Origin of the sequence: Sphingomonas prati (genome assembly GCF_014643515.1) — a bacterium.
Lineage (GTDB): Bacteria > Pseudomonadota > Alphaproteobacteria > Sphingomonadales > Sphingomonadaceae > Sphingomonas_R > Sphingomonas_R prati.
Map to the genome: position 1 here is coordinate 40,991 of NZ_BMJP01000006.1, position 24,779 is coordinate 65,769.

A 24,779-nucleotide genomic window follows, 5' to 3' on the forward strand; every position below is an offset into this window, starting at 1 on the left:
TCGGCCGGGACCTGTCGATCGCAGGGGGTCGCCACACCATGACGCACATCATCCGCACCAGGCTGGTCGCGACGTTGCTGGCGACGGCGGTCCTGCCGTCGCCAGCGCAGGCGGCGGCACCGGCGGCGTTGAAGGCCGCAGCGGTGGCGGGCGTCGAGGCGCAGGCGAAGGACATCCAGGTCATGGTCGACCAGGTATTCAGCTTTGCCGAACCCGGCTTCCAGGAGGTGCGCACCTCCGAATATCTGGCCGGCATCCTGGAAAAGAACGGGTTCACCGTGACGCGTGGGGTGGCCGGCATCCCGACTGCCTTCACCGCGACATGGGGCAGCGGCGGGCCGCTGATCGCGCTCGGCAGCGATATCGACGGGCTGCTCGGCGTGTCGCAGACGCCGGGGGCCGCAACGGTGGAGCCGCTTGTCGCTGGCGCGCCCGGACATGGCGAGGGGCACAACAGCGGAATGCCGATGATGATCGCCGCGGCGATCGCGGTGAAGAAGGTGATGACGGAGCGCAAAATTCCCGGCCGACTCATGCTGTGGCCCGGGGTGGCGGAGGAACTGCTCGGCACCAAGGCCTATTATGTTCGCGCGGGCATGTTCAGGGGCGTCGACGCCTGCATCTTCGCGCACGTCAATACCGGGTTCGGCACGGCGTACGGCAATCTCGGGCTGAACGGCATGGTGTCGGTCGAATATACCTTTCACGGCAAGACGGCCCATGCGGCGGGCATGCCGTGGGACGGTCGCAGCGCGCTGGATGCGGCCGAGATCATGGACGTCGCGTGGAATTACCGGCGCGAGCATCTGCCGCTCGGTCAGCGGTCGCACGACGTGATCAGCCGCGGCGGTGGGCAGCCCAATGTCGTGCCGGACACGGCGTCGGCCTGGTACTACTTCCGCGAGAAGGATTTCGCGGCGGTCCGCAACCTGTACCAGACGGGGAACGAGATCGCCGATGCCGCGGCGCAGGCGACGGGCACCACCGTGACGCGGCAGTTGCTGGGCTATGCTGCGCCAAATTTCGGGAACAAGCCGTTGGCCGAGGCTGCCTATGCCAATATCCGGGCGGTCGGCATGCCGGCATGGTCCGCCGACGACCAGGCGTTCGCCGGCGCGATCCAGTCCAGCAACGGGTTCAAGCCGAAGCCGCTGGCAACGAAGATCGAGCCACTGTCCACGCCGGAGACACGCAAGGGCCCCGGCATGGGCGCCTCGGACGACATTGGTGACGTGATGTGGACGGTGCCCACCATCACGATCGGATATCCGTCGAACGTGCCGAACATCATCTTCCACCACGCGACGGCGGCGATGGCGATGGCCACGCCGATCGCGCACAAAGGCGCAGTTGCCGGTGCGAAGGCCGTCGCGATGACCGTATTGGACCTCATGACGACGCCGAAACTGGTCAGCGCGGCAAAGAGCTATTTCACGGACGTCGAGCTCAAGACCGACCGCTACGCCCCCGTCCTGGAGGCAAGCGATCGCCCGGCCATCCAGCGCAACGCCGAAACCATGCGCGAACTGCGGCCGGCGATGGAGAAATTCTACTATGATCCGGCCAAATACTCGACCTATCTCGAACAGCTGGGCGTGAAGTATCCCGGCGCCGGCAAGGCACCCGCCGGATCCTGACGGGACGACGACGGAGCCGTGCCGACGAACGGCACCGGCCGGCTCCGGTTTCATCACGCGACCTCCGGCTGACTACCGAGCCGTAGGCAGCGTAACGCGAATCGAGGAACCCGTCTGGCCGCGCCGTCGCCATGACAGGTCACGCAGCGGTGGGCTTTACCGGTCCGGCGACGATCGCGCTCCGCGGCCACTCCACATTCAAATCGCGACATCCGGCGCGCACCATCGCGGGACTGCACGTACGGTTCGACTAAAGTCACGAACTGTCACCGGGTTCCCCCACGGCCTTCGTCCTTGGTCTAAGCAGGACCACGGTTTTACACTTTGTTAATTTGAAAAGGCGAATGAGTTCCTATCGCAAGACAGTACAGCGGCCGGACGTTCTCAAATTCATAAGAACAGTCTCGCTCTTTCTGCTGCCTTGCTCTTTATGAGGATAGGCTCGTCGTTATGGCACAGACAATCGGACTGAACGAACCCCGCATGGCCGCCCAGCGGAGCGGACACGCGACCACGGTCCTTTCGCGGCTGCGCAACACGGCACGTGCCGGGTCCGTGGCGCTGGCCTGCATGGGCGCGGTGATCGCCGCGCCGGTCTCCGCGGCCACCCAGGGATCGCTCGGCGCCACCTCCACCGGCAGCATCCAGATCAGTGTTTCGGTGCCCAGCCGCGTGCAGATCACCGGCCTCAGCGACATCACCCTCGCCAATGTCGAACCGAACACTGCGGCGATCAGCTCGCAGAACAACTGCGTGTGGAGCAACACCGCGACCAAGGGCTACACGATCACCGCGACCGGCAGCGGCGCGTCCGGCGCCTTCACGCTGGCCTCCGGCGTCCTCCCGCCCGTCGCCTATGATGTGCAGTGGAACCAGGCTTCGGGCCAGACCACCGGAACGACGCTGACCCCCGGCACCGTCTCCACCGGCTACGTCTCGACCGCGCTTATCCCCGGCTGCGCCACGGGTTCCAGCTCCAGCATGACCGTTACCATCGCCACGGCACAGCTTCAGACGATGCCGTCGCTCACCACTTACACCGGCACGCTGACGCTGCTCGTCAACCCGGCCTGAGGGGGCGGCGGGCGGCATCATGACGCTCCCGCACGCCGCCCTTGCCTGCGCGCTGCTCCTGATCGGACTGTCATGGTCCGGCACGGGCAGCGCGCAACAGGTGCGGATCAGCCGGCTGACCGACTACACCTTCACGATCACCAACGTGTCGCAGAACATCAGTCTCAGCAGGAACGCCTGCATCTCGGCAACGAGCCTGACCGGGCGATACGGCATCCGCGCGACCGGCGGCGGCACGGCGGGCGCGTTCACGCTGGCCGGGCCCGCCGCGGTAATGGCCTATGACGTCCAATGGAATGACCGGGCGGACCAGACGTCCGGCACTGCGCTCGTTCCCGGCGTCGCCCGCTCCGGCCTGACGACCAGCGGGCTCGGCCTGAACCTTGGCTGCGCACTCGGCAATGATTCCGCCAGCCTGATCCTGACATTGCGTTCGGGGGATCTCAGCCGGGCCACCGCAGGTGCCTATACCGGTACGCTGACGCTGCTGATCGCGGCGGAATAGCGCCGGTCGTTCATGACCCGGCGTCCTCGACCGACCGCGCGTCCGGTCTCCGCCCGCCCTGTCACGCTGGCCATGCTCGCGCTCTGTCCGGCGACGGCCGCGCCTGCCGCCCCGTCGCTGTTCCGGGTCAGTGCGCCCGCCGGCTTCGACACGCTGCTCGCGCCGCAGGAAACCGTGGTCGACGTCTATTCCGGCGGTCGCCCACTCGGCCAAGCGCGGGTCCGGTTCAGCTCCGGCCGGGTGACGTTCCTGGACGTTGACGCCCTCCTCGCGCTCGTCCCAGACCTGATCGATCCGGCAACCGCACGCACCGCGCTGGCCCAGCCCGACCTCGACTCGCACGCCGGGCTGATCTGCCCTGCCGATGCCGACCCGACGACCTGCGGCACACTCAAGCCCGCCGACGCCGGCGTCATCTTCGACGCGGCGCGCTTCCGGATCGACCTCTTCTTCCACCCGCGCCTGCTCGCGGTCCACCGCGCCAGCGAGCGCCGCTACCTGCCCACCCCGGACGCACGGTTGTCGCTGATCGACCAGATCGGCGGCACGATCGCGGGCAGCGCCGGCTTCGTCGACTACACGATTCAGAACCGGGCGATCGTCGCGCTGGGCAATGCCCGCATCCGCAACGACCTGTCCTATTCTTCCTATTACGGCCTCGTCGCCGATACGCTCGCGGCCGAACTCGATACGCGCGACTATCGTTATTCCGCCGGCGTGCTCTGGGCGCCGGGCATCGATCTCACCGGACGCCGCAAGCTGCTCGGCGTCGGCGTGCAGAGCCAGATCGACACCCGGCTTGATCGCACGCTCATCGCCGGCAGCCCGCTGGTCGTCTCGCTCGCGCTGCGGTCGCGGGTCGATATCCTGCGCGACGGCCGCCTGCTGACGTCGCGGACCTACGAGCCCGGAAACCAGTCGCTCGATACGACGAGCCTGCCCGACGGCGCCTACGAACTCGTGCTCCATATCGTCGAGGCGGGCGGCGCCACCCGCGACGAACGGCGTTTCTTCACGAAGAACGCCGCAATCGCCGCGATCGGCGACCCGATCGTCTTCGGCTATGCCGGCGTGCTGGCCAACGACCGCCGCGGCCGGCTGGTCGCGCCCTCTCGCACGTTGTTCTACGAAGCCGGCATCGCGCGCCGCTTCACGCCGCAACTGGCGCTCGATGCGACGCTGATGGGCACGAACCGCACTGCGCTGCTCGAAATCGGCGGCTACTGGCTCGGCCCGGTGGCGCAACTGCGGACCGCGGGGCTCGTCTCGGTCCGCGGCCAGACCGGCGTGCTGGTACAGGCCGCCTCGTCCGGCACCGCGGGCCTGACCTATACGTTCGACCTGCGCCGCGTCTGGAGCCGCCGGGGGCGCGACCTGATCCCGATCATGGACGGCATCCTCGACCGGCCCGGCCTCGTCACGCCGGACCGCGCGCAATTCGCTGCGGGCGCCTTCACGCAATTCTACGGCACGATCAGCTACTCGCTGCCGCGTGGTCAGGCGGGCCTCAGCGGCTTCTACCGGCGCGATGCCCGCGCCGGCCGGTCCTACGGCATCGGGCCCAGTGCATCGGTCCCGCTGGTCCAGCGCGGCGGGTTCCAGCTGATGCTGCGCGCGGACGCCACGCTCACCAATCGCGGCCATTCCGCCTATGTCGGCATCAGCCTGCAACGCCTCCGCGGCGCCACGTCGCTCGCCGCGACGGGCGGCTTCCGCGCCAACCAGGGCGACGAAGCGAGCACCGCCGCGACCGCGGTCGGCGGCATCGCGGCGTCGTGGCAGAAGGACAATGTGCTCGGCGGCGACCTGTCCGCCTCCGGCGGTCTGGAACGCGAGGTCTACGGCACGCTCGCCCGCGCGCACGCCGATCTGCGGACCGGGCTCGGATCGCTGTTCGCCGACGTGGCGCAGCCGATCGGCGGCAACAACGGGTCGACCCAGTACAGCCTCAGCTTCCAGACGAGCGCCGCCGCGGTTGGCGGCAACCTCGTCATGCAGGGCCGCGATCGCCACGACAGCGTCATCGTCGTGCAGGTGAGCGACAACGCCGATGACGCCGCGCACCCACCCGCCACTCCCGCCCCGTTCGAGGTGCTGGTCGACAACGCGGCGCGCGGTATCGTCCGGGCGGGCGGAACGCTGTCCGTCGCGGTCCCAGCCTACCGCCAATATGCGGTGCGGCTCCGCCCGGTCGGCGAGGAACTGACCCGGCTCGACGGCGGCACGCGGCAGGTCAGCGTCTATCCCGGCACCGTCGCCCGCGTCGCCTGGTCGGCCTCGCGCGTCACCGCCATGTTCGGCCGGATCGTCTGGCCCGACGGATCGCCGGTCGCCGACGCGGCGATCACCACCATCGGCGCGATCGGCAGCACCGATGCGGCGGGCTATTTCCAGGTCGAAGCCGCATCGAATGCGGTTCTCGACGTCCGTTCGTCGGACGGGCGCCGCTGCCGCATTGCGGTCCGCGCCGGCCCGGCGAAGGAAGGCTATGCCGCACTCGGCAGCCTCACCTGCCGGCCGGTCGCGGCGGGGCTGCGTTTGGCCGATGTGAAACCAGATCAATGATGGGGAAACGGGTATGACGATCAACAACGGTTCGCGGCGGCTGCACCGCCTTCTCGTTCTGGCCGGCGCCGCAATCGGCCTCATGGCCGCCCCCGCCAGGGCGGAGCTGGTCCTGAGCCAGGTCGTGCTCGATCTTATGCCCGCCGGCCCGCCGCGTGCGGATGTCGAGGCGTTCAACAATGGCGAGGAACGCATGTACGTGGTCGCCGAACCCGCCAGCATCCTCGACCCCGGCACACCGCAGGAGCGCCGCGTCGCCAGCAACGATCCCGCGGTCAGCGGGCTGCTCGTCACGCCGCAGAAGATGATCCTCGAACCTGGCGAGCGAAAGCTGATCCGCATCGCCGCCATCCTGCCACGCAGCCCGCGCGACCGGATCTACCGCGTGACGGTGAAGCCGGTCGTCGGCGAACTCGCGGTGTCCGGATCGGCGCTGAAGGTTCTGGTCGGCTACGACATGCTTGTCATCGTCCGCCCGGCGGTCCTAACCGACACCATCACCGCCCGCCGCGCCGGCACCACGATGACCCTCACCAACGCCGGCAGCACGAGCGTCGAGCTGTACCGCGGCCGCCAGTGCAACGCGGCCGGCGCCGACTGCCGCGACCTTCCGGCTAAGCGTCTCTACGCCGGCGCCGACTGGCAGCAACCGATCGATCCCGCCCGCCCCGCGGACTATTTGGTCAAGAGCGGCGCAACCGTAAAACCGATGCGCTTCTGACGGCCTTCCGGACAGGTCCCAACCAGACGAGCAACAATCAAAGCACGGTTAACCTCGTATAAGTCCCGCCCAAGTTCTTCCGGTACCATCCGCTTATTATGGCGACAGCCCCCGGGACCCGTCCCGGACGGCCGCACGACGCGGAACCGGAGCAGCATATGTTGGCAATGAACTACCGCGGGCCGTACCGCGTCCGCGTCGATGAGAAACCGATGCCGACCATCCTGCATCCCGAGGACGCGATCGTCCGCGTCACGCGCGCCTGCATCTGCGGGTCGGACCTGCATCTCTACCACGGCCTGGTCCCCGACACGCGCGTCGGCATGACCTTCGGCCACGAATTCTGCGGCATCGTCGAACAAATCGGACCCGAGGTCCGCAACCTGAAGGTCGGCGATCACGTCCTGGTCCCGTTCAACATCGCATGCGGCAAGTGCCAGTTCTGCCAGCAGGGCCTGTTCGGCAACTGCCATGAATCCAATGCTCAGGCGACGGCGGTCGGCGGGATATTCGGCTATTCGCACACCGCCGGCGGCTATGACGGCGGCCAGGCGCAGTTCGTCCGCGTCCCCTATGCCGACGTCGGCCCGATGGTGATCCCCGACTGGATGGACCCGGACGACGCCGTCCTGCTGACCGATGTCGTTCCGACCGGTTACCAGGCGGCCGAAATGGGCGGCATACAGCCCGGCGATACGGTCGTGGTGTTCGGCGCCGGCCCGGTCGGCCTGATGGCGGCGCGCTCCGCCTGGCTGTTCGGCGCCGGTCGCGTGATCGTGATCGACCATGTCGAATACCGGCTCGATTTCGCGCGGGACTACTGCCCGGCCGAGGTCTATAGTTTCCGCGAAATCGACGACATGGTCGTGTTCCTCAAGAAACAGACGGACTCGCTCGGCGCCGATGTCTGCATCGACGCGGTTGGCGGGGACGCAGCAGGCAGCGCACTGCAGACCCTGATCGGCACGAAGCTGAAACTTGAGGCCGGCAACGCGATCGCGCTTCACTGGGCGATCAACGCGGTGAAGAAGGGCGGCGTGGTGTCGATCGTCGGCGTCTACGGCCCGACCGGCAACATCATTCCGATCGGCAATGTCGTGAACAAGGGCATCACGATCCGCGCCAACCAGGCGTCCGTCAAACGCCTCCTGCCGCGGCTGATCGACCATATCGAGGCGGGGCATCTGAACCCCAAGGCGATGATCACCCACCGCGTCCCGCTCGCCGACATTGCCGACGCCTATCACCTGTTCTCGGCGAAACTCGACGGCTGCATCAAACCCGTGGTCCTGCCCCATGGCGCATGAAGGAGAACCGGTCGTGACCAACGCATTGGTGGATCTTGCCACCGTTCCCGGCTGGGGGGTCGATGCGGACGTCCGCAACAACCCGACCTGGCCGATCCGGCACCGCGAAGATCTGCGCACGCTCGGCCTCGATTGGGACCGCCCGGCACAGCAGTCGCCCGATGTCGAGATCCTGCAATCGATCGAACATGACCGCCTCCCCGCGGTGGTCGGCACGTCGACGCCGCCCAGCGGGCTCAGCGGCATGATTCGCCGCTACGCGTTCCGGCGCAGCGAGTCCGACTGGTGGCACTGGCTGCTGCTGATGGGCGCGGACCGCATCAACGTGGTCGAAGGCGTAGTCGAGGATCTCGGCCACGGCAGGATCCCGAACATCCCCGCCGAAATGGGCGCGCGTGCGGAATGGGCGCACAACAAGAGGGGGCTCGCCACCAAGGCCGCGGTCATCGCCGGGGCCACGCTCGCGATCCTCGCCGTCCTGCGCTTCAGGCGAAACGACCGCTGAGACCCGCCATCGGGAACGAGCCCGGCGGTCGAACCCCGTGTCGGTTCGCACGCGAAAGCCACGCCGGCGCTAAGTGTTCCGGACGAGCTTTGCCAGCGCGATGAAGGCAAAGACCAGCAGCCCGAAGATATTGATCGTCATCATGGCTTCCGCCAGCTGCGACAGGCTCCACGATACGCCCGCCTGGTCCGTCACGAACGCGGCGCTGCCCGCCACGCCGATGAAGGAGCTGACGGAACTGAGACCGAGCGACAGGTAGATCAGGACCGGCGGCAGCAGCGCGCCGGCCGCGGCGCTCCGCACCCCCGAACTCCGCGCCAGGATCAGCGCGAAGACCTGGAAAAACGAATAGGTGACCAGCCACCAGCCGAGATAGTTGGTGTAGGGGACACCGAACAACCCGCCACCATCGCGCCAGACCCACGTATGAGCGACGGTGGACGCGACCGAATCGCTGCCGACGTCGAACGCCGTCATGACCGCCGCCGCCAGCACCGGCAGCAGGACGACGTCGATCCGCCCGCCGCGCGTGCTTAGGCTCAGTCCCTCGTCCGCGCGATCGAGGATCGTCGATGCGACCAGCCAGCTGACATAGCCCAGCCCGAAATAGATCAGGCCGATCGCGATCGGCACGTAGAAGAGTTTCGGCGACCCGGTGTAGTGATAATGACCGAACGGAAACCCGGTCATGATGCTCAAATTCTCGAAGAAATTGCTGAGCACGAACGTCACGACGAAGAACATCATAAACCGTTTCCAGCCGTAACGCCGGACGCCGTGGATCGCCGCGAACGGGATGGTCAGCAGCAACGCCACCACCGTTCCGCCATTGCCGCCGTTCAAGGGCAGCAGCACCGCGGCCGCGACGGCGGCGATCGCAAAGCCCCATTGTGCCTGATCGAGGATTCTCCCGATCGGCGTCGATGCCGGCTGTTTGACATCAGTCATGATCGTTCCACCTAGACGCTGTGGAGATCGGCTCCGGCGATGCACGAAGCGCGGGCATGAGAATGGCATCGACGAGGCTCACCAGGGTCGCCTCGTCCTGCGGCCGCAGCATCAGCGCCGCGTTCACGATGACCGCGGGCGCCACCTGACCGATCAGCTCGTAGGCGGCGGGCAATGACCCGATCTCTCCGCGATCGCGGGCGCGGTCCAGCACCATTCGCCACGCAGGCACGGCGACCGACTGCAGATGCGCGCCGAGGCTTTCCGTCGGGATGGGGTCCTGCCGCGATGCCAGGAACAGCGCCGCGATGATGCGCAGCCGTTCCGGGGTCAGCGCCTGCGCCACCGACCGCGTCCACATCAGCAGCTCCGCCCGCAGGCTTCCCAGGTCCGGCACGTCGAACCCGATGAGCGACAGCTCCTCGCGAAGCGCGGCCGTCACCAGCTCCGTCTTGCCGGGAAAGCGCCGATAGATTGCCGGCGGCGTGGACCCCGCCCGACGTGCCACTTCCGCGACGGACAGCGCGTCGAACCCGACCTCGGCCAGAACCTCGACCGCCGCCGCCATGATGCTCCGGTGCAACCGCTCGCTCTGCGGACGGCCACGCGAGGGCGCTTCGTTTTTCGTCTCCATCCTTTTAGGATACGATGTCGTATCGTAATGTCAAACTGGGCGGCTTAACGGAAGTTGCATCGTTCCACGCTTGTCCGCCCTGCCCGTCAGACGTGGCGCCTGTCGCAGACAGCGAAAACGATCCGAACGGCATCTCCGCTGACCACAAAGTTGATGAGAGTTTTCTGATATCTCGGACGGACCTGTCACAAACATGTCTTGCATCCACTATGGTGACCACCAGTACCAAACTGGATCAATCACCCTGGAATAGCGCATCGAGTCCGCTAGACGACCCGGTCTAAACTTGCGAACCTGATCCCGACGTAACATTCGACGTCTTCAGGGGGCTCGCGCTACATGACCAGGATCGTTACCAACTTCTCGGCACTGAACGGGGTCACGCCCGCACCAAATTCCTATTATTCCGTCACCGGCTTTTCGAACCGGAGCATCGGAATCACCACGATCAACGGTTCCACGACCGCGAGCTATTCGGCCACCGCAACCGGCTTTAGCGCCACGTCGCAATTCTCCGGCCAGATCCTGACCAGCCAGAACAACGGCCTGATCATCATCAACAACCAGCAATATCAGGTCTTCGGTGCCAGCGCCGACGGTCGCACGCTGTTCTTCGGTCCGGACTCCGGCAACCAGAACCCGGCGTACGCTCTCTCCTCGACGCAGGCCCCGCCGCCGGCCAATACGGCCTACACCAGCGTTGCGCCCTACACCTCGCCAGCTTGTTTCGCGGCGGGCACGATGATCCTGACCACCGACGGCGAACGCGCGGTCGAGGATCTGGTCGTCGGCGACCTGATCGTGACCGCCGGCGGGCAACATCGGCCAATCATCTGGCTCGGGTCGCGCGTCATCCGCCCGGCATCCTGGGGCCAGCGCGACATCGTCGATCCGGTTCGCATCGGCCGCGGCGCGCTCGGTGCCGACCTGCGTCCCGCGACCTGTTCGTGTCGCCCGGCCACCGGCTCTACCTGCACGGCCACCTGTTCTGCGCGATCGATCTCGTCAACGGCGCGACGATCGCCCAGCAGCCGGTCGACGAGGTCGCCTACTACCATGTCGAGGTCGAAAGCCACGATGCGCTGATCGCCAACGGCCTGCCTGCCGAGACGTTTCTCGACGTCGGCAACCGGCTCGGGTTCGATCACGGTCTGGTCACCCCGCTCCGCCCGCAACTCGACGCCGCCGGGAACGAAATCGCGTTCGCCCCGACCGACCGCTCAGGCGCCCTGCTCCGCCGCGTCCGGACCGAGGCTTTGGCGATCGCGACGGCAATGGGCTGGACCCGCGGCCACGATCCCCGCATCACGCTCACCACGGACGGTCAGGTGGCCCAGGCGCAGACCATCGACGGCCGGCTCCACTTCCACCTCGCCGAATCGTCTTCGGTCGTGACGATCCGCTCCGCGGCGGCCGTGCGCGGCGGTATCTATCCGGCGGTCACCGACACGCGCCGGCTTGGGTTCCAGATTTTCGACCTCACCGTCGATGGCGAGCAAGTCGACCTGACGTCCGAAATCTTCGCCGCCGGCACCCACGGCGTGGAAAGCGACGGCGCAACCGCGTGGCGCTGGACGGACGGCGCCGCCGAACTGCGCTTCGCCCGTCCCGTCCAACACATCGCCATCACGCCGGGCGAACTGCCGACGGTTCTGGTCCCGGCCCGGGCCGATCGCGCCGTCGCGGCCTGACGGCACTCGATCGGTCTGAGGACCGAGCGCGGCGACATGGTCCGGCTCCCGGCGGGTCCATCTTGCTACGTCGATCCCGGTCCGCACATCCCTGGGCGGCGCGTACAAGATGCCGTGCTGCTCGGGGGGGGCCGCGGTTTGGGATGGCAACCGCTTCACTTGCAGCGGAGCCATTCCAAACCGCGCCCTCCCGCCAGAGGTCGGCTGACATGGTGCAGTCCGCCCAGTCCGGCGTGCGGCCACTACCCGCGAAACGCCTCCATCGCGCGCAGCGTCTCGGCGCTCAGATGATGCTCCAGCCCCTCCGCGTCCAGTTCCGCCACCGCGGGCGACACGCCCAGCCGCAGCAGGAACCCGATCACGATATCGTGCCGCCGCCGCGATGCGTCGGCCATCGCGACACCCGCCGCGGTCAGGCTCAGCGACCGGTACGGACGATCCTCGACCAGCCCGTCGCGTTTCAGCCGGGCCAGCGTGTTGGCCACCGTGGCGGTCGTCACGCCGAACCGCTCGGCCAGGTCCGTCACGCGCGCTTCGCCTTGCTCGGCGACCAGGTCGGCGATCAGCTCGACATAATCCTGCTGCACCTCGCTGCGGTGCGCCTCCCGCACCTTGATGAACCGGCGCGCCTGCTCGCCGGGGTCCGGTAACGCCATCGCTCGTCCTCCGCGCTTTATCTGCCACAGGGCCGTGACAAAGCAAAGTTAGCCTTGGCTAAATCCTGTCGATTGCCTACATCGCAATGAAACAGGGGAGACATCGTCGATGCAGGACGATCATCAACCAACGCCGCCCGTCGCCGCGGGCCCGACACCCACGCCGCGCCCGCTCGTCCCCAGCCTGCCGGAGGTCTTCCGCAGCATCGCGGTTCCCGGCGGCGCGAAATTCTGGCGGAAACTCGCGGCCTTTTCCGGCCCCGGCTACCTCGTCGCGGTCGGCTATATGGACCCCGGCAACTGGGCGACCGACCTCGCCGGCGGGTCGCAGTTCGGCTACACGCTCCTCTCCGTTATCCTGCTGTCGAACGTCATGGCGATCCTGCTGCAATCGCTTGCGGCCAAGCTCGGCATCGTCACCGGCCGCGATCTCGCCCAGGCCTGCCGCGACAGCTACAGCCGGCCGGTCGGCATCATGCTCTGGGCGCTCTGCGAACTGGCGATCGTCGCGTGCGACCTGGCGGAGGTCATCGGCACCGCCATCGCGCTGCAACTGCTGTTCGGGCTCCCGCTCGTCTGGGGCATCTGCCTCACCGCGTTCGACGTGCTGCTGATCCTGCTGCTCCAGCAACGCGGGTTCCGCCTGCTGGAGGCGTTCATCGTCACGTTGCTCGTCGTGATCGCGGGCTCCTTCATCTACGAACTGTTCCTGTCGCGCCCCGAATTGTCCGCCGTCATGGCCGGCTTCGTGCCGCAGACCGCGATCCTCACCAACCCGGCGATGCTCTACATCGCGATCGGCATCATCGGTGCCACCGTGATGCCGCACAATCTCTACCTCCACAGCTCGATCGTGCAGACCCGCGCGTTCGACACCGACACGCGCGGCAAGCGCGAGGCGGTGCTGTTCGCCACGATCGACAGCACGATCGCGCTGATGCTCGCGCTGTTCATCAACGCCGCGATCCTGATCCTCGCCGCCTCCGCCTTCCACGTCGGCGGCCAGACCCAGGTCGCCGAGATTCAGGACGCGTACCAGCTGCTCAGCCCCACGCTCGGCGCGGCGGCGGCCAGCACGCTCTTCGCGGTCGCGCTATTGGCATCTGGGCAGAACAGCACCGTCACCGCCACGCTCGCCGGCCAGATCGTGATGGAGGGCTTCCTCCACGTCCGGCTCCGCCCCTGGGTCCGGCGGCTCATCACCCGGATGCTCGCCATCGTCCCCGCGGTCGCCGTCGCGCTGATCTACGGCGAACAGGGCACCGCCCGCCTCCTCGTGCTCAGCCAGGTCGTGCTCAGCATGCAGCTCCCCTTCGCGGTCATCCCGCTGGTCAGCTTTACGAGCAACCGCGAGAAGATGGGCGACTTCGCGAACCCGACATGGCTGAAAATCGCCGCCTGGACGATCGCCGCCATCATCGTCGGCCTGAACGTGAAGCTCCTACTGAGCGTCGCCGGCATCTGGTGAGGACGTGAGACCCGGCAGTTCCCCGGCGTAGGTCGGGGCCTAGGTGAAACCGTTGCGCCTAGGCCCCGGCCTCCGCCGGGGAACGCATCAGCGATGCAAAGTACAACAGCCCGGCACCATCACCGAACAAACCCGACCCCAACCCGCACTCGCGTCTGCCGCTTCGTATAATCCAGCAGATTCTCGCCGTACCCGGCGAACGCCTGCCCGAACAGATACAGGTTCAGGTCCCCCGGCACGACGCGCTGCAATGGATAGCTCAGCATCGCATCGATCGACCCGCGCCCGGTGGTCAGCGCCACATTGGTGATCGTGGTCAGCCGCCATCCGTCCGCCTGGCCGATCTCCGCGAACAGCCCGGTGTTGCCGCGATACCGCTTGATCAGCGGATTGTCCTCAAGACTGCCGACATAGAACCACGCCCGCGGCGCCAGCGTCACGACCGTATCGCCGATCAACGTCGTCGCCTGCGGCTGAACATAGAAGGTGTTGAGCGACCGCGAGTCCAACCCGTCCCGCCCGTTCGATTCGTGCCGCAGCCCGACCTGACCGCCCAGCACGACGCGGTCCGTCACCGCCTTGGCCGGCACGAGGTAGAACACCTCCGGACGATACTCGACGTTGCGGAAGGGGGACGATTTCGCCCCGAGGTTCCAGAAAAGCCGCTGCGAATAGCCGAAGTGGAACCCGTTCTCCCACGGCGCGTCGCCGCCCACCGCACCGGCCGCGCCGAACAGCTGGTATTTGAACCCGATCTCAATCCGCGCATCGGTGTTCGTCCCCGGCCCGTACGCCGCATAGATCGGGCCGTAGTTCGACAGGTTGCCGACGAACGCGTTGCCCACATCGGGCTTCGCGGCAGGCGCATCGACCACATCGGGGATCGACGCGGGCGCCACCAGCGCCTGCGCGGTCGACGACGGCAGGGTCGCCGTCCCGTCCACCGCGAACGCATAGCCGCCCACGCTGCCCGGCTGCAGCGACAGCGTCGCCACCGTCGCGCCCGCCGCATCGGTCGGCAGGGTCAGGCGGTACCGCCCGCGCACATAACCCTGCGTCCCGCCCGCCACGGCCTCCGCATCCACCTCGCGCACCAAAGTCACCGGCCGCCGCACGCCGCCGCGCGTCAGCTCCGCCGGCATCCGCGCGGGCAGGCGCGCCGCACCGTCCAGCACGACGATCTCCACCATCCGCGCGGTCGGGTCCGTCCCCGCCGTCACCCCGCCGATGATCGGCGCGGGTTGCGCCCACGCCGCGGCCGGAACCGCGCTCGTCAGCAGGAGGGACAGCAGGCGGATCGATCGGGTGCTCATGACATGCGCTATGCGGGATGCGTGGCGGAACGAACAGCCCTCCAGATCAATGTCGCCCCGTTCGGAACCCGACCCCCTCGCGAACCGCTCATCGAAACAGGGCCGTATGGGAACACGCGATGAAGATCTGGACGATCGGTTACGAAGGCGCGACGCAGGCGGAGGTCATCGCCGTGCTGTCCGCGGCAAAGATCGAAACGCTCATCGACATCCGCGCCGTCCCGCTCTCGCGCCGCCCCGGCTTCTCCAAGAACGTGCTGGCCGCCGGGCTCAAGGAAGCCGGCATCGGCTACCTCCTGCTGAAAGCGCTCGGCACCCCGCCGGAGGGGCGCGAGGCCGCGCGCAAGGGCCGCCACGACATCCTCGAACGTGTATACGACGGCCAGCTCGAACTGCCCGAGGCGATGGTCCAGTCCGCGCAGATGCTTGAGGAAGCGACGCTGCACCGCTCCGCGCTCCTCTGTTTCGAACGCGATCCGAAGGGCTGCCACCGCTCGATCCTGATCGACCGCGTCGCGCCGGACGCCGAGGTGGTCGACCTGTTCACCTGATGCGCCGCACCGATGGAGACGTCGCACGCCAAGTGCGTTGAACCCCCCGAACTCCGGAAACGAACCGTCAGGAACCGTCCATGAGCATCGCATCCGCCCTCGGTCTGACCGTCGACAAGGTCCGCTACGCCGTCGTCGGCGCGGGCGACATCAGCCAGGCGTCGCTGATGCCCGGCATCGCCCACACCGGCAATTCGGTCCTCGCCGCGATCGTCACCGACGATCCCGTGAAGGCGGAGGCGCTCGCCAAGTCCTACGGGCTCGACCAGGTCACCAACTACGCCGGCTACGCGGACCTGCTCGCCTCGGGCAAGATCGACGCGGTCTATATCGCCACCCCCAACTGGCGCCACGCCGAATTCGCGGTCCCCGCGCTCGCCGCCGGCATCCACGTGCTCTGCGAAAAACCGCTCGAAATCTCGGTCGACCGCGCGCACGAGATCGAGGACGCCGCGAACCGCTCCGCCGCGAAGCTCATGGTCGCCTACCGCCTCCACTTCGAACCGGCCACGCTCGACGCCATCGCCCGCATCCGCGCCGGCGAGCTTGGCGACCTGATCACCTTCACCTCCTGCTTCGCGCAGATGGTCGATCCGGCCAACCACCGCGCGCAGAACGGCCTGCTCGCCGGCCCGCTGTTCGACATGGGCCCCTACCCGATCAACGCGATCCGCTACCTGTTCGGCGCGGAACCCGTCGCGGTCGAATCCGCCGTCGGAACGCGCCAGCCGGGCAACGACTTGGGCGATCTCGACGATACCGTCGCGGTCGTGCTGCGCATGCCCGGCGACCGCCTGGCCAGCTTCACCGTCTCCTACTACGCCAACCGCACCGACAGCTTCACCATTGCGGGGACGAAGGGCAGCATCCACATGAGCCCCGCCTACGGTTTCGGCCAGGGCCTCGCGCAGACCCGTACGATCGGCGAGGACCAGTCGCACGAGACGTTCAAGGCCACCGACCAGTTCGGCGGCGAACTGCGCTACTTCTCCGACTGCATCCTGAACGACCGCGACCCCGAACCCGACGCGGAGGAAGGCATCGCCGACCTGCGCGTGGTCGAGGGAATCGTCGAGGCGCTCAAGACCGGCCGGCGTGTCGATCTACCGCCCTTCACCCGCACCCGCCGCATCGATCCGGACGCGCAGGTCCAGACGCTGTCCGCGGTGAAGACGCCCGAAACCGTCCACGCCTCCAACCCCGCCCGCGGCAAGGACTGACCTTGCCCGCCGCCCGCCCAGCCACCCTATGGAGAGCCCGATGACCGAACCCGAATGGACCAAGATGGACCTAGATCTGGCGCACAGCATGCTCGAAGGCGGCGCCACCCTGGAACAGATCGCCCGCCGCCTCGGCCGAACCGAAGACGACATCGCCGCCATCCTGCCGACCGCGCTCGCGCACGACAGCGCGGTGCCCGTCCAGGACGCGAACCACGGTGCCAACGCCTGGTTCGGCGCGGACGAGGAAGGCGACGTCCCGCCCCCCACCGGCCGCCCGCTCGACGACCCCGCCGCCTGGGTCCACACCGACGACGACGACGACGCGGCCCCGACGATGCCCGCCGACCCCACGCCAAAGGACCTCTGATGACCGACAAGACCCAGCCCACCGACCCCGCCGTCACCGCCCGCCGCCGCGAAATCGCGACCGAACATGTCGTCTTCAAACTGCTCCAACACGTCGAATCCGCCCACCCCGGCCTCCTCGACAGCATCGAAGCCAGCCTCGACCACCTCGGCGACAACGCCCACGACGACACCAAGGATGACGCCGCCGTCCGCCAGATCGCCCAACGCATGATCGACAGCGCAAGGTCGTCGTAGGGGGCGACGCCTCCGACGGCTTAGCCTACGTAAACCCCTACGCCACCCCCCACCTCCGTTCGGTTCGAGCCTGTCGAGAACGTCGCGCGACGTTCTCGACAGGCTCGCACCAAACCCGAATTGCGCAGAGCATGACGCGGATGCGTCCGCGACCTCCAGCAGCCCGCTCCCCAAACCCGCCCATCCCGAGCGAAGTCGAGAGACCCTTCGAGCGAAGCCGAGAAGCCAACAGATCCTCACACGCTCGGCAGGTCGGAAACCCTTCTAGACCTTCCCCAAAACTCCGTTCGGTTCGAGCCTGTCGAGAACCCAGCGCAACGTTCTCGACAAGCTCGAACCAAACGGGTTGAGGAATACCCGAACAACTGGGCAACCGCTCGACCGCCTCCGCCTATTACCCAGCGCCCAACCCGCGAACCCTCACTCCGAAGCCGCCGCGACCGCCTCCCTATACGCCGCATCCGCCGCCCGCCGCGCCTCTTCCAGCTCACCAACCCGCGCCGCCTGAACCTTCCGCAACGCGCGATACTCGGTCTCCAGCTTCCGGATCCGCGCCTGCAACGCATCCGCCTCCGCGGCATGTGCCACCTCCGCCGCCTCCAGCGCAGCCTCCGCTTTGTCCAGAGCTCCGCGATCCGGCTTCGGCACGACCTTCCGCACCACCCGCTTCGCCGCCCGCGGCGCAGGCTCGTCGTCCTCCTCAACCACCCGAGCCCGCTTCGCGGCAGCCTTCGGCAACGCCGCGATCTGCTCGTCCCGCGTCCCCCGCGACAACCGCACCACCTCACCCGGCGCAGCAAGCGGCGCGGCGGACAAAGCGGGATCCTCCACCAGTTCCGCCATCCCGCGCGCGAACAGGTCGGCCTTACTCCCCCACGCTGCCAGCGCCGCCTTCTTGCTCGGCGCCGCGACATAGGCGTCGTGAAACCCGATCGCGGTGCGATACACCTTCAGCTTCGCCACCCGCACACCCCCAAAGTTCCCCGACGCAGGCCGGGGCCTAGGCGAAACAGCTCCCCGCGACCGAAGACCTTACAGGGAAGCCCAATCCACCGGCTCATCCTTCGCGATCGTCCGCGAATGATCCGCCATCGGATACTTCAACCCCGTCGCGCAATTGAACAGCATCACCCGCTCGTCCGCACGCACCCGGCCGTCGGCCCGCGCCTTGGCATAGGCCGCGAACGTCGCGCCGCCCTCGGGGCACAGCAGCAGACCCTCCTCACGCCCAACGCGGTCGACAGCCGCCAGGATCTCCTCGTCCGACACGGTGATGCCGAACCCGTCGCTCGCCCGCACCGCGTCCAGGATCAGGAAATCGCCCACCGCCTGCGGCACGCGGATCCCCATCGCGATCGTGTGCGACCCTTCCCAGCGCGTCGCATGGCGCGCGCCTTCCTCCCACGCGCGCACGATCGGCGCGCAGCCCTCGGCCTGCACCGCCACCATCCGCGGCCGCTCCGGCCCGATGAAACCGATCGCCTCCAGCTCGTCGAACGCCTTCCACATGCCGATCAACCCGGTCCCGCCGCCGGTCGGGTAGAAGATGACGTCGGGCAGTTTCCAGTCGAGCTGTTCCGCCAGCTCCAGCCCCATCGTCTTCTTGCCCTCGATCCGGTACGGCTCCTTCAGCGTCGACAGGTCGAACCAGCCGCGCTCCTTCGCCCCCTGCCCGACCAGCTTGCCGCAATCGTCGATCAGCCCGTCGACGCGGTACACCCGCGCGCCCTGCGCCGCGATCTCGCGCACGTTGATCTCGGGCGTATCGGCGGGGCAGAAAATCACCGCCTCCATCCCGATCCGCGACGCATAGGCCGCCGCCGCCGCCCCCGCATTGCCGTTGGTCGGCATCGCGATCGTCTTGACGCCCAATGCCTTGGCCATGCTGATCGCCATCACCAGCCCGCGCGCCTTGAACGACCCGGTCGGCAACCGCCCCTCGTCCTTCACCAGCAGTTCCGTGGCACCCATCGCCGCCCCGATCCGCGGCAACGGCACGATCGGCGTCGCCGTCTCGCCCAGGCTCACGATATCGGCACAGTCCCGCACCGGCAGCAGCTCGCGGTACCGCCACAGATCCGCCGGCCGCCCCGCCAGCGCGTCCTTCGTCATCTCCCCCCGCACGCCGTCCAGATCGTATCGCACCAGCAACGGCCGCCCGACATTGGACAGTCCGTGCAGCCGGTCCGCCTCGAACCGCTCGCCCGTCATCGAACATTCCAGATGCGTCACGAACGTCGGCCGCTCGGTCGTCAGATTGTCGTCGTGCCGCATGGTGATATCCTCGTGCTGCCGTCGTTCGGGTGTTGCCGGCGACCCTAGGCCAGAAGCCAGTCCGCCACCAACACAACAGAATGAGTTCCGCGGCGCAGGCCGGCGCCTGGGTGAACCACCGGCACACACCAGCAACGCAATCGCACCAAGCACCTCTCGAACCCAGCAAAGCAGCCCCACCTAAGGCCCCGGCCGAAGCCGGGGCACAACCGAGCCCAATTCCAAGCCTGTCAACCGCCCCCCAAACCCTTCAGCAAACCCATCGACCCACCACCAAAACCGCCCTATCAACCCCCGCAATGCCCGCGCCCCAGTCCCCTCCCGGCCACGGCACCGGTCTCGGCCTCTGGACGCTCGTCGCGCTCGTCGTCGGGGACATGATCGGCGCGGGGGTCTACACCACCTCCGGCCTCTCGCTCGGCGCGCTCGGGTCGCGCGGCGTGGTCATGGCCGGCTGGGCGGTCGCCGGCCTGCTCGCGCTCACCGGCGCCGCAAGTTACGCGATGCTCGCCCGCCGCCTGACCCAATCGGGCGGCGAGTATCTGTATCTGCGGCAGGAGATTCACCCCGTCGCGGGCAGCATCGCGGGCTATGTCTCGCTGCTCGCCGGCTTCACCGGGGCGATCGCCTTCGCCGCCGCCACCTTCGGCCTCTACGCCCGCGCCGCGCTGCCGGGCCTCGCCGTCCTGCCGCCGCAGGCGATCGGCGCCGCGCTGATCCTGCTCGCCGGCCTCGTCCACCTCGCGCGCACCGGCGCGGGCGCGGCGCTCAACACCGCCATGGTGATCCTAAAGCTCGTCGGCCTCGTCGCCTTCTGCATCGCCGCCGCCGCCCTCATCGCCACCCGCGCCGTCCCGATCCCGTCCGCGCCCGCCGCGCAGCCGTTCCACCTACCCGCGTTCGGCGACGCGCTCGTCTGGATCTCGCTCAGCTATTCCGGGTTCAACGCCGCCATCTATGTCGCGGGCGAGGCGCGCGATCCCGCCCGCTCCGTGCCCCGCGCCATCCTGATCGGCACCGCGCTCACCCTGCTGCTCTACCTCGCGGTCAACTTCGCCTTCCTCTACGCCGCGCCCTACGCCAGCATCGTGGGCCAGCCCGACATTGCCGGCCTTGCCGCACAGGCGCTCGCCGGCACCCCCGCCCGCCACGCGATGGAGGCGCTGATCCTCGTCTCGCTCGCCACCGCGATCCTGTCGATGCTGCTCGCCGGCCCGCGCGTCTATGCCCGCATGGCGCGCGACGGCGTCCTGCCACGCTGGCTGGCCGGCGTCGATGCCGCCCCGCCGCGCGCCGCCATCTTGTTCCAGGTCGTGCTCGCGATCGTCGCGACCAGCATCGCCTCGCTGCGCGATCTGCTCTCCTATCTCGGCTTCGCGCTCTCGCTCAGCGCCGCCTTCGCCGTCTCGACCTTGTTCGTCCGCCACCTCCGCACGGGGCAGCGTCCGGCCAGCCGCGCCTATCCGCTTGCACCCGCCATCTTCGTCGCAGGCACGCTGCTCTGCGGTTTCCTCGCCGCGCTCAACGCGCCGCTACAATTCGCGGCCACGGCAGTCACCATCCTGATCGGCGTTACCGCGCATCTGTTGCGCCGCATGGCCGGCGCGCGTTCGACGGTTGCCGCCGGCGACGACACCCGCTAGGCGCGCGCCATGGCCTCGGCGCAATCCCCCTTCGCGTCGCTGCACCTCATCTCGCGGCGGCGACGTGCGGTGGCGCTGGTGCTGGCCTGCGCGATCCCCGCGCTCATCATCTTCATGTTCCTGCGGCTCGCGATCTTCTCAACCCCGCCGCCGCCCCCCGTCTCGCGCCCGCCGATGATGTTCGATCTCGCTCCGGATCCAGAACCCACGCGCACCCCGGTAAAGGCCGCGCCCGCCGGCGGCGGCGCACCCGATCGCCAGCCGACAGCGCCGGTCGTCCGCAAGACGCCGTCGGCCCCGCCGCTGATCGCCCCCACGACGATCCCCACGCCCGCCCCGCCACTCGACATCATCCCGCTTACCCGCGAGGACTTTGCCGCCGCCGACATCGCCGCCATGCCGCGCCAGGGCCCACCCGCGCCCGGCGGCGGGGGCAGCGGCATTGCCGGCTCGGGCACCGGCCGCGGGTCCAGCCAGGGTGCCGGCACCGGTCCCGGCGGCGAACCGCTCTACAAGGCCGAATGGGTGCGCGAACCCACGCATGCCGAATTGGCCTTCTACCTGCCGCGCGGCGCGCCGGAGGGGGCATGGGCCGAAATCGCCTGCCACACGCTGCCCGGCTTCCGCGTCGACCAATGCCAGGAACTGGGGCAGTCCCCCCCTGGCCTCGGCCTCGGCGGCGCGATCCGCCAGGCCGCGTGGCAATTCCGCGTCCGCCCGCCGCGCGTCGGCGGCAAGACGCTCGTCGGCTCCTGGGTCCGGATCCGCATTTCGTTCAACGGCGGCGAAGGCTGACGGATCGTTACGATTGTAACGAAACGGTAAACAGAATCGCACGGCACCGCCGCATATGAACTTTAGGCAACGTCGGAACAAATCTCCGGGGGCCTGAAACATGCATGATCTTCTGTCGTTCGACGACGCCTACACCGATGGCGATATCGACACGAACCGCTCCGATGGCCCCACGCTCGGCGCCATCGTCGACCAGCGTTATTCGCGGCGCCAGACCATGGTCGGCGGCGTCTCCGCCATGACGCTCGCGGCGTTCGGAACCACGTTGCTCAGCGGCTGTGGTTCGGATGCGGAGGATAACACGCCCCCGACGGTCACCGCTGGCCAGAACGCGGCCACCACGTCGGGCAAGCTGGTCAGCATGACCGCCACCGCCACCGACGCCGGCGGCAGCATCGCCGGCACCGTCTGGACGCAGGTTTCGGGGCCCACGGTCACGCTCACCAACGCCGGCACGCTCAACGCCAGCTTCATCGCGCCGGCCGTCGCCACCGCGACGCCTCTGGTGTTCCGCATGACCGCGACCGACAATTTCGGCGCGACCGCCACCGCGGACAGCACGATCACCGTCGCGCCTGCCACGCTCGATTTCACTGCCGTCCCGAAATCGCTCGCCGATGTCGTCGCCGTCCCGGCCGGTTACACCGTCACCGTGCTTTATCGTCTCGGCGATCCGATCAACGCGGCGACCGGCGCCTATGCCAATGACGGCACGGACAGCACCTTCTCCGCCCGCGCCGGCGATCATCATGACGGCATGTCCTATTTCGGCCTGCTGACCGGCGCCAGCACGCCCGACGCCGCGAACAGCGCGCGCGGCCTGCTGGTCATGAACCACGAGAACATCAGCGCCGCCTATCTGCACCCGACCGGCCAGACTCTGGTCAACAACGCCCGTCCTGAAGCCGAAGCGCTGAAGGAAATCGAATGCCACGGCGTCAGCGTGATCGAGGTCACGCGCGGTGCCACCGGCGGCTGGAGCTATGTCCAGAACTCCACGCTCAACCGTCGCATCACGCCGAACACGCCGATGCAGTTCAACGGTCCGCTGCGCGGCTCCGCGCTGATCCGCACGCGCTATTCGACCGACGGCACGATGGGTCGCGGCACGATCAACAACTGCGCCAACGGCCTGATGCCGTGGAACACCTACACGACGTGCGAAGAGAATTGGGCCGGCTATTTCCGCCGCGACACCACCGACAACGCGGCCCGCACGGCCAAGGACGTCACCTCGCTGAACCGCTACGGCATCACCGTCACCACCAACCGCACCGGTAACAACCGCTGGAGCACCGTGACCCCGTCGGACAGCAGCAGCACGCTCTATTCGCGCTGGAACATCAACGTCCAGGCCGGCACCGCCGCCGACGGCACGGGCGATTTCCGCAACGAAGCCAATCAGTTCGGCTGGGTCGTCGAAATCGATCCCTACCTGCCGACCTCCGTGCCGCGGAAGCGCACCGCGCTCGGCCGCATGAACCATGAGGGTTGCTGGCCGTCGGTTCCGGTCGCCGGCCGCAAGCTCGCCTTCTACATGGGCGACGATGCGCAGAACGAATATCTCTACAAGTTCGTGTCGAACACCCCCTGGGCGGCCGCCGATGCGACCGCGACCGACCGCCTGGCGATCGGTGACAAGTATCTCGACTCCGGCACGCTCTACGTCGCGCGCTTTGACGCGACCGGCGCAGGCGTCTGGCTCCCGCTGCGCTTCAACGAGAACGGCCTGAACGCGTCGAACGCGACCTATCCCTTCGCGGATCAGGCCGACGTCCTCGCCAACGTCCGCCTCGCCGGTGACTCGCTTGGCGCGACCAAGATGGACCGTCCCGAATGGACCGCGGTCAACCCGGCGACGGGCGAGATGTACCTGACGCTGACCAACAACAGCTCGCGCACGCTCGCCAACACCGACGCCGCCAACCCGCGCTACTATAACGATCCGAAGGGCACGGCCGCTCAGCGCGGTAACCCCAACGGCCACATCATCCGCCTGCGCGAGGACGGCGACACGTCGGAAGCCACCTCGTTCCGCTGGGACATCTACGTGTTCGGCGCGGGTTCGGATCTCAACCCCACCAACATCAACCTGTCGGGCCTCGACGCCACCAACGACCTGTCCAGCCCGGACGGCCTGTGGTTCTCGCGCAGCACCAACCCGACCGGCCAGGTCAATCCGCTCCTCTGGATCCAGACCGACGACGGCGCCTTCACCGATCAGACGAACTGCATGATGCTCGCCGCGCTCCCCGGCACGGTCGGCGACGGTGCCGCGCGCACCATCGTCAACCTCGCCGCCACCGACACCGGCACGCGCAGCCAGTCTACCTTCGTCGGCAAGGCACCCGGCGGTTCGCTCCGTCGCTTCCTGGTCGGCCCGAAGGAATGCGAGATCACCGGCGTCGACAGCACGCCCGACGGCCGCGCGCTGTTCGTCAACATCCAGCATCCCGGCGAAGGCGGCACCGGCGCCGCCCCCACCAGCGCCTGGCCCGCCTCGCAGGCCGGCACGACGGGCACCTCGCGCCCGCGCTCGGCCACCATCGTCATTACCAAGAACGACGGCGGCCTGGTCGGCCTGTAAACGCAGACCGACACTTCTCCCTCCCCCCACCGGGGGGAGGGCCGGGGTGGGGGGCTTAGGCTGGAGGAGCCAAGCCATA

The 24,779-nt window shown here is 68.1% G+C and carries 23 protein-coding genes; 17 read left to right on the forward strand and 6 right to left on the reverse strand.

Annotated features, from left to right (window positions below; all coding sequences use genetic code 11):
- Nucleotides 1-38: 38 nt before the first annotated feature.
- The 7 genes from IEX50_RS15620 (at nucleotide 39) to IEX50_RS15650 (ending at nucleotide 8,314) form a co-directional block, all read left to right on the forward strand.
- Nucleotides 39-1,637, forward strand: coding sequence for an amidohydrolase (locus tag IEX50_RS15620; protein WP_157177756.1), 1,599 nt, complete (start codon nucleotides 39-41; stop codon nucleotides 1,635-1,637).
- A 450-nt stretch (nucleotides 1,638-2,087) separates the two neighbouring features.
- Complete coding sequence (locus tag IEX50_RS15625) at nucleotides 2,088-2,711, forward strand: hypothetical protein (protein WP_157177755.1); 624 nt, start codon at nucleotides 2,088-2,090, stop codon at nucleotides 2,709-2,711.
- Nucleotides 2,712-2,730: 19 nt separating this feature from the next.
- Nucleotides 2,731-3,216 (forward strand): hypothetical protein, encoded by a 486-nt coding sequence (locus tag IEX50_RS15630; protein WP_157177754.1) that lies wholly within the window; start codon nucleotides 2,731-2,733, stop codon nucleotides 3,214-3,216.
- Between the two features lie 12 nt (nucleotides 3,217-3,228).
- The gene (locus IEX50_RS15635; RefSeq protein WP_157177753.1) at nucleotides 3,229-5,781 is read left to right on the forward strand and encodes a TcfC E-set like domain-containing protein; all 2,553 of its coding nucleotides are present in this window, start codon (nucleotides 3,229-3,231) and stop codon (nucleotides 5,779-5,781) included.
- 13 nt (nucleotides 5,782-5,794) lie between these two features.
- Nucleotides 5,795-6,502, forward strand: a complete 708-nt coding sequence (locus IEX50_RS15640; protein ID WP_157177752.1) for a fimbrial biogenesis chaperone — start codon at nucleotides 5,795-5,797, stop codon at nucleotides 6,500-6,502.
- A gap of 158 nt (nucleotides 6,503-6,660) precedes the next feature.
- Nucleotides 6,661-7,809, forward strand: a complete 1,149-nt coding sequence (locus IEX50_RS15645) for a zinc-dependent alcohol dehydrogenase (protein ID WP_157177751.1) — start codon at nucleotides 6,661-6,663, stop codon at nucleotides 7,807-7,809.
- A 13-nt stretch (nucleotides 7,810-7,822) separates the two neighbouring features.
- On the forward strand, nucleotides 7,823-8,314 hold the full coding sequence (locus IEX50_RS15650) for a hypothetical protein (RefSeq protein ID WP_157177750.1): 492 nt from the start codon (nucleotides 7,823-7,825) through the stop codon (nucleotides 8,312-8,314).
- Between the two features lie 69 nt (nucleotides 8,315-8,383).
- On the opposite strand, the gene IEX50_RS15655 is transcribed toward IEX50_RS15650, so the two are convergent.
- Both IEX50_RS15655 and IEX50_RS15660 read right to left on the reverse strand, forming a co-directional pair.
- Nucleotides 8,384-9,262: a carotenoid biosynthesis protein gene (locus IEX50_RS15655; protein ID WP_157177749.1), complete on the reverse strand. Its 879-nt coding sequence runs from the start codon at nucleotides 9,260-9,262 to the stop codon at nucleotides 8,384-8,386.
- Nucleotides 9,255-9,830: a TetR/AcrR family transcriptional regulator gene (locus IEX50_RS15660; protein ID WP_184075334.1), complete on the reverse strand. Its 576-nt coding sequence runs from the start codon at nucleotides 9,828-9,830 to the stop codon at nucleotides 9,255-9,257. Before IEX50_RS15660 ends, IEX50_RS15655 begins: the two co-directional genes overlap by 8 nt.
- Before the next feature lie 405 nt (nucleotides 9,831-10,235).
- On the opposite strand from IEX50_RS15660, the gene IEX50_RS17705 reads away from it, so the two are divergent.
- Together IEX50_RS17705 and IEX50_RS17570 are read left to right on the forward strand one after the other, a co-directional pair.
- Nucleotides 10,236-10,982 (forward strand): Hint domain-containing protein, encoded by a 747-nt coding sequence (locus IEX50_RS17705; protein ID WP_157177747.1) that lies wholly within the window; start codon nucleotides 10,236-10,238, stop codon nucleotides 10,980-10,982.
- Entirely contained in the window at nucleotides 10,880-11,587 is a 708-nt protein-coding gene (locus IEX50_RS17570; protein ID WP_268237811.1) for a Hint domain-containing protein, read from the forward strand. Before IEX50_RS17705 ends, IEX50_RS17570 begins: the two co-directional genes overlap by 103 nt.
- Nucleotides 11,588-11,829: 242 nt before the next feature.
- Here IEX50_RS17570 and mntR read toward each other — a convergent pair whose 3' ends face one another.
- Complete coding sequence (gene mntR, locus IEX50_RS15670; RefSeq protein WP_157177745.1) at nucleotides 11,830-12,243, reverse strand: manganese-binding transcriptional regulator MntR; 414 nt, start codon at nucleotides 12,241-12,243, stop codon at nucleotides 11,830-11,832.
- 109 nt (nucleotides 12,244-12,352) lie between these two features.
- Between mntR and IEX50_RS15675 the strand changes: the two genes are divergently transcribed.
- Nucleotides 12,353-13,711 carry an Nramp family divalent metal transporter gene (locus IEX50_RS15675; RefSeq protein ID WP_157177744.1) on the forward strand — a complete coding sequence of 453 codons (1,359 nt, stop codon included), beginning with the start codon at nucleotides 12,353-12,355 and terminating at the stop codon, nucleotides 13,709-13,711.
- 119 nt (nucleotides 13,712-13,830) lie between these two features.
- Here IEX50_RS15675 and IEX50_RS15680 read toward each other — a convergent pair whose 3' ends face one another.
- Entirely contained in the window at nucleotides 13,831-15,024 is a 1,194-nt protein-coding gene (locus IEX50_RS15680; protein WP_157177743.1) for a phospholipase A, read from the reverse strand.
- Between the two features lie 119 nt (nucleotides 15,025-15,143).
- Between IEX50_RS15680 and IEX50_RS15685 the strand changes: the two genes are divergently transcribed.
- The 4 genes from IEX50_RS15685 to IEX50_RS15700 all read left to right on the forward strand — a co-directional run bounded on the left by IEX50_RS15685 (nucleotide 15,144) and on the right by IEX50_RS15700 (nucleotide 17,401).
- The gene (locus IEX50_RS15685; RefSeq protein ID WP_157177742.1) at nucleotides 15,144-15,575 is read left to right on the forward strand and encodes a DUF488 domain-containing protein; all 432 of its coding nucleotides are present in this window, start codon (nucleotides 15,144-15,146) and stop codon (nucleotides 15,573-15,575) included.
- An 80-nt stretch (nucleotides 15,576-15,655) separates the two neighbouring features.
- Nucleotides 15,656-16,795 (forward strand): Gfo/Idh/MocA family protein, encoded by a 1,140-nt coding sequence (locus tag IEX50_RS15690; protein WP_157177741.1) that lies wholly within the window; start codon nucleotides 15,656-15,658, stop codon nucleotides 16,793-16,795.
- A gap of 40 nt (nucleotides 16,796-16,835) precedes the next feature.
- A complete protein-coding gene (locus IEX50_RS15695; RefSeq protein WP_157177740.1) occupies nucleotides 16,836-17,165 on the forward strand; it encodes a hypothetical protein in 330 nt (109 codons plus the stop codon).
- Nucleotides 17,165-17,401, forward strand: a complete 237-nt coding sequence (locus IEX50_RS15700; RefSeq protein ID WP_157177739.1) for a hypothetical protein — start codon at nucleotides 17,165-17,167, stop codon at nucleotides 17,399-17,401. Before IEX50_RS15695 ends, IEX50_RS15700 begins: the two co-directional genes overlap by 1 nt.
- A gap of 420 nt (nucleotides 17,402-17,821) precedes the next feature.
- On the opposite strand, the gene IEX50_RS15705 is transcribed toward IEX50_RS15700, so the two are convergent.
- Nucleotides 17,822-18,364 (reverse strand): hypothetical protein, encoded by a 543-nt coding sequence (locus IEX50_RS15705; RefSeq protein ID WP_157177738.1) that lies wholly within the window; start codon nucleotides 18,362-18,364, stop codon nucleotides 17,822-17,824.
- Nucleotides 18,365-18,433: 69 nt separating this feature from the next.
- Nucleotides 18,434-19,675 carry a threonine synthase gene (locus tag IEX50_RS15710; protein ID WP_157177737.1) on the reverse strand — a complete coding sequence of 414 codons (1,242 nt, stop codon included), beginning with the start codon at nucleotides 19,673-19,675 and terminating at the stop codon, nucleotides 18,434-18,436.
- 299 nt (nucleotides 19,676-19,974) lie between these two features.
- On the opposite strand from IEX50_RS15710, the gene IEX50_RS15715 reads away from it, so the two are divergent.
- The 3 genes from IEX50_RS15715 to IEX50_RS15725 all read left to right on the forward strand — a co-directional run bounded on the left by IEX50_RS15715 (nucleotide 19,975) and on the right by IEX50_RS15725 (nucleotide 24,700).
- Nucleotides 19,975-21,318, forward strand: coding sequence for an APC family permease (locus tag IEX50_RS15715; RefSeq protein ID WP_157177736.1), 1,344 nt, complete (start codon nucleotides 19,975-19,977; stop codon nucleotides 21,316-21,318).
- A gap of 9 nt (nucleotides 21,319-21,327) precedes the next feature.
- Entirely contained in the window at nucleotides 21,328-22,113 is a 786-nt protein-coding gene (locus tag IEX50_RS15720) for a hypothetical protein (RefSeq protein WP_157177735.1), read from the forward strand.
- Between the two features lie 100 nt (nucleotides 22,114-22,213).
- Complete coding sequence (locus tag IEX50_RS15725; protein ID WP_157177734.1) at nucleotides 22,214-24,700, forward strand: PhoX family protein; 2,487 nt, start codon at nucleotides 22,214-22,216, stop codon at nucleotides 24,698-24,700.
- Nucleotides 24,701-24,779: the final 79 nt, after the last annotated feature.

Bases quoted from the DNA above. Each gene is read 5' to 3' on its own strand.
- IEX50_RS15620 (WP_157177756.1), top strand. From the start codon at position 39: ATGACGCACATCATCCGCACCAGGCTGGTCGCGACGTTGCTGGCGACG.
- IEX50_RS15625 (WP_157177755.1), top strand. From the start codon at position 2,088: ATGGCACAGACAATCGGACTGAACGAACCCCGCATGGCCGCCCAGCGG.
- IEX50_RS15630 (WP_157177754.1), top strand. From the start codon at position 2,731: ATGACGCTCCCGCACGCCGCCCTTGCCTGCGCGCTGCTCCTGATCGGA.
- IEX50_RS15635 (WP_157177753.1), top strand. From the start codon at position 3,229: ATGACCCGGCGTCCTCGACCGACCGCGCGTCCGGTCTCCGCCCGCCCT.
- IEX50_RS15640 (WP_157177752.1), top strand. From the start codon at position 5,795: ATGACGATCAACAACGGTTCGCGGCGGCTGCACCGCCTTCTCGTTCTG.
- IEX50_RS15645 (WP_157177751.1), top strand. From the start codon at position 6,661: ATGTTGGCAATGAACTACCGCGGGCCGTACCGCGTCCGCGTCGATGAG.
- IEX50_RS15655 (WP_157177749.1), bottom strand. From the start codon at position 9,262: ATGACTGATGTCAAACAGCCGGCATCGACGCCGATCGGGAGAATCCTC.
- IEX50_RS15660 (WP_184075334.1), bottom strand. From the start codon at position 9,830: ATGGCGGCGGCGGTCGAGGTTCTGGCCGAGGTCGGGTTCGACGCGCTG.
- IEX50_RS17705 (WP_157177747.1), top strand. From the start codon at position 10,236: ATGACCAGGATCGTTACCAACTTCTCGGCACTGAACGGGGTCACGCCC.
- mntR (WP_157177745.1), bottom strand. From the start codon at position 12,243: ATGGCGTTACCGGACCCCGGCGAGCAGGCGCGCCGGTTCATCAAGGTG.
- IEX50_RS15675 (WP_157177744.1), top strand. From the start codon at position 12,353: ATGCAGGACGATCATCAACCAACGCCGCCCGTCGCCGCGGGCCCGACA.
- IEX50_RS15680 (WP_157177743.1), bottom strand. From the start codon at position 15,024: ATGAGCACCCGATCGATCCGCCTGCTGTCCCTCCTGCTGACGAGCGCG.
- IEX50_RS15685 (WP_157177742.1), top strand. From the start codon at position 15,144: ATGAAGATCTGGACGATCGGTTACGAAGGCGCGACGCAGGCGGAGGTC.
- IEX50_RS15690 (WP_157177741.1), top strand. From the start codon at position 15,656: ATGAGCATCGCATCCGCCCTCGGTCTGACCGTCGACAAGGTCCGCTAC.
- IEX50_RS15695 (WP_157177740.1), top strand. From the start codon at position 16,836: ATGACCGAACCCGAATGGACCAAGATGGACCTAGATCTGGCGCACAGC.
- IEX50_RS15700 (WP_157177739.1), top strand. From the start codon at position 17,165: ATGACCGACAAGACCCAGCCCACCGACCCCGCCGTCACCGCCCGCCGC.
- IEX50_RS15710 (WP_157177737.1), bottom strand. From the start codon at position 19,675: ATGCGGCACGACGACAATCTGACGACCGAGCGGCCGACGTTCGTGACG.
- IEX50_RS15715 (WP_157177736.1), top strand. From the start codon at position 19,975: ATGCCCGCGCCCCAGTCCCCTCCCGGCCACGGCACCGGTCTCGGCCTC.
- IEX50_RS15720 (WP_157177735.1), top strand. From the start codon at position 21,328: ATGGCCTCGGCGCAATCCCCCTTCGCGTCGCTGCACCTCATCTCGCGG.
- IEX50_RS15725 (WP_157177734.1), top strand. From the start codon at position 22,214: ATGCATGATCTTCTGTCGTTCGACGACGCCTACACCGATGGCGATATC.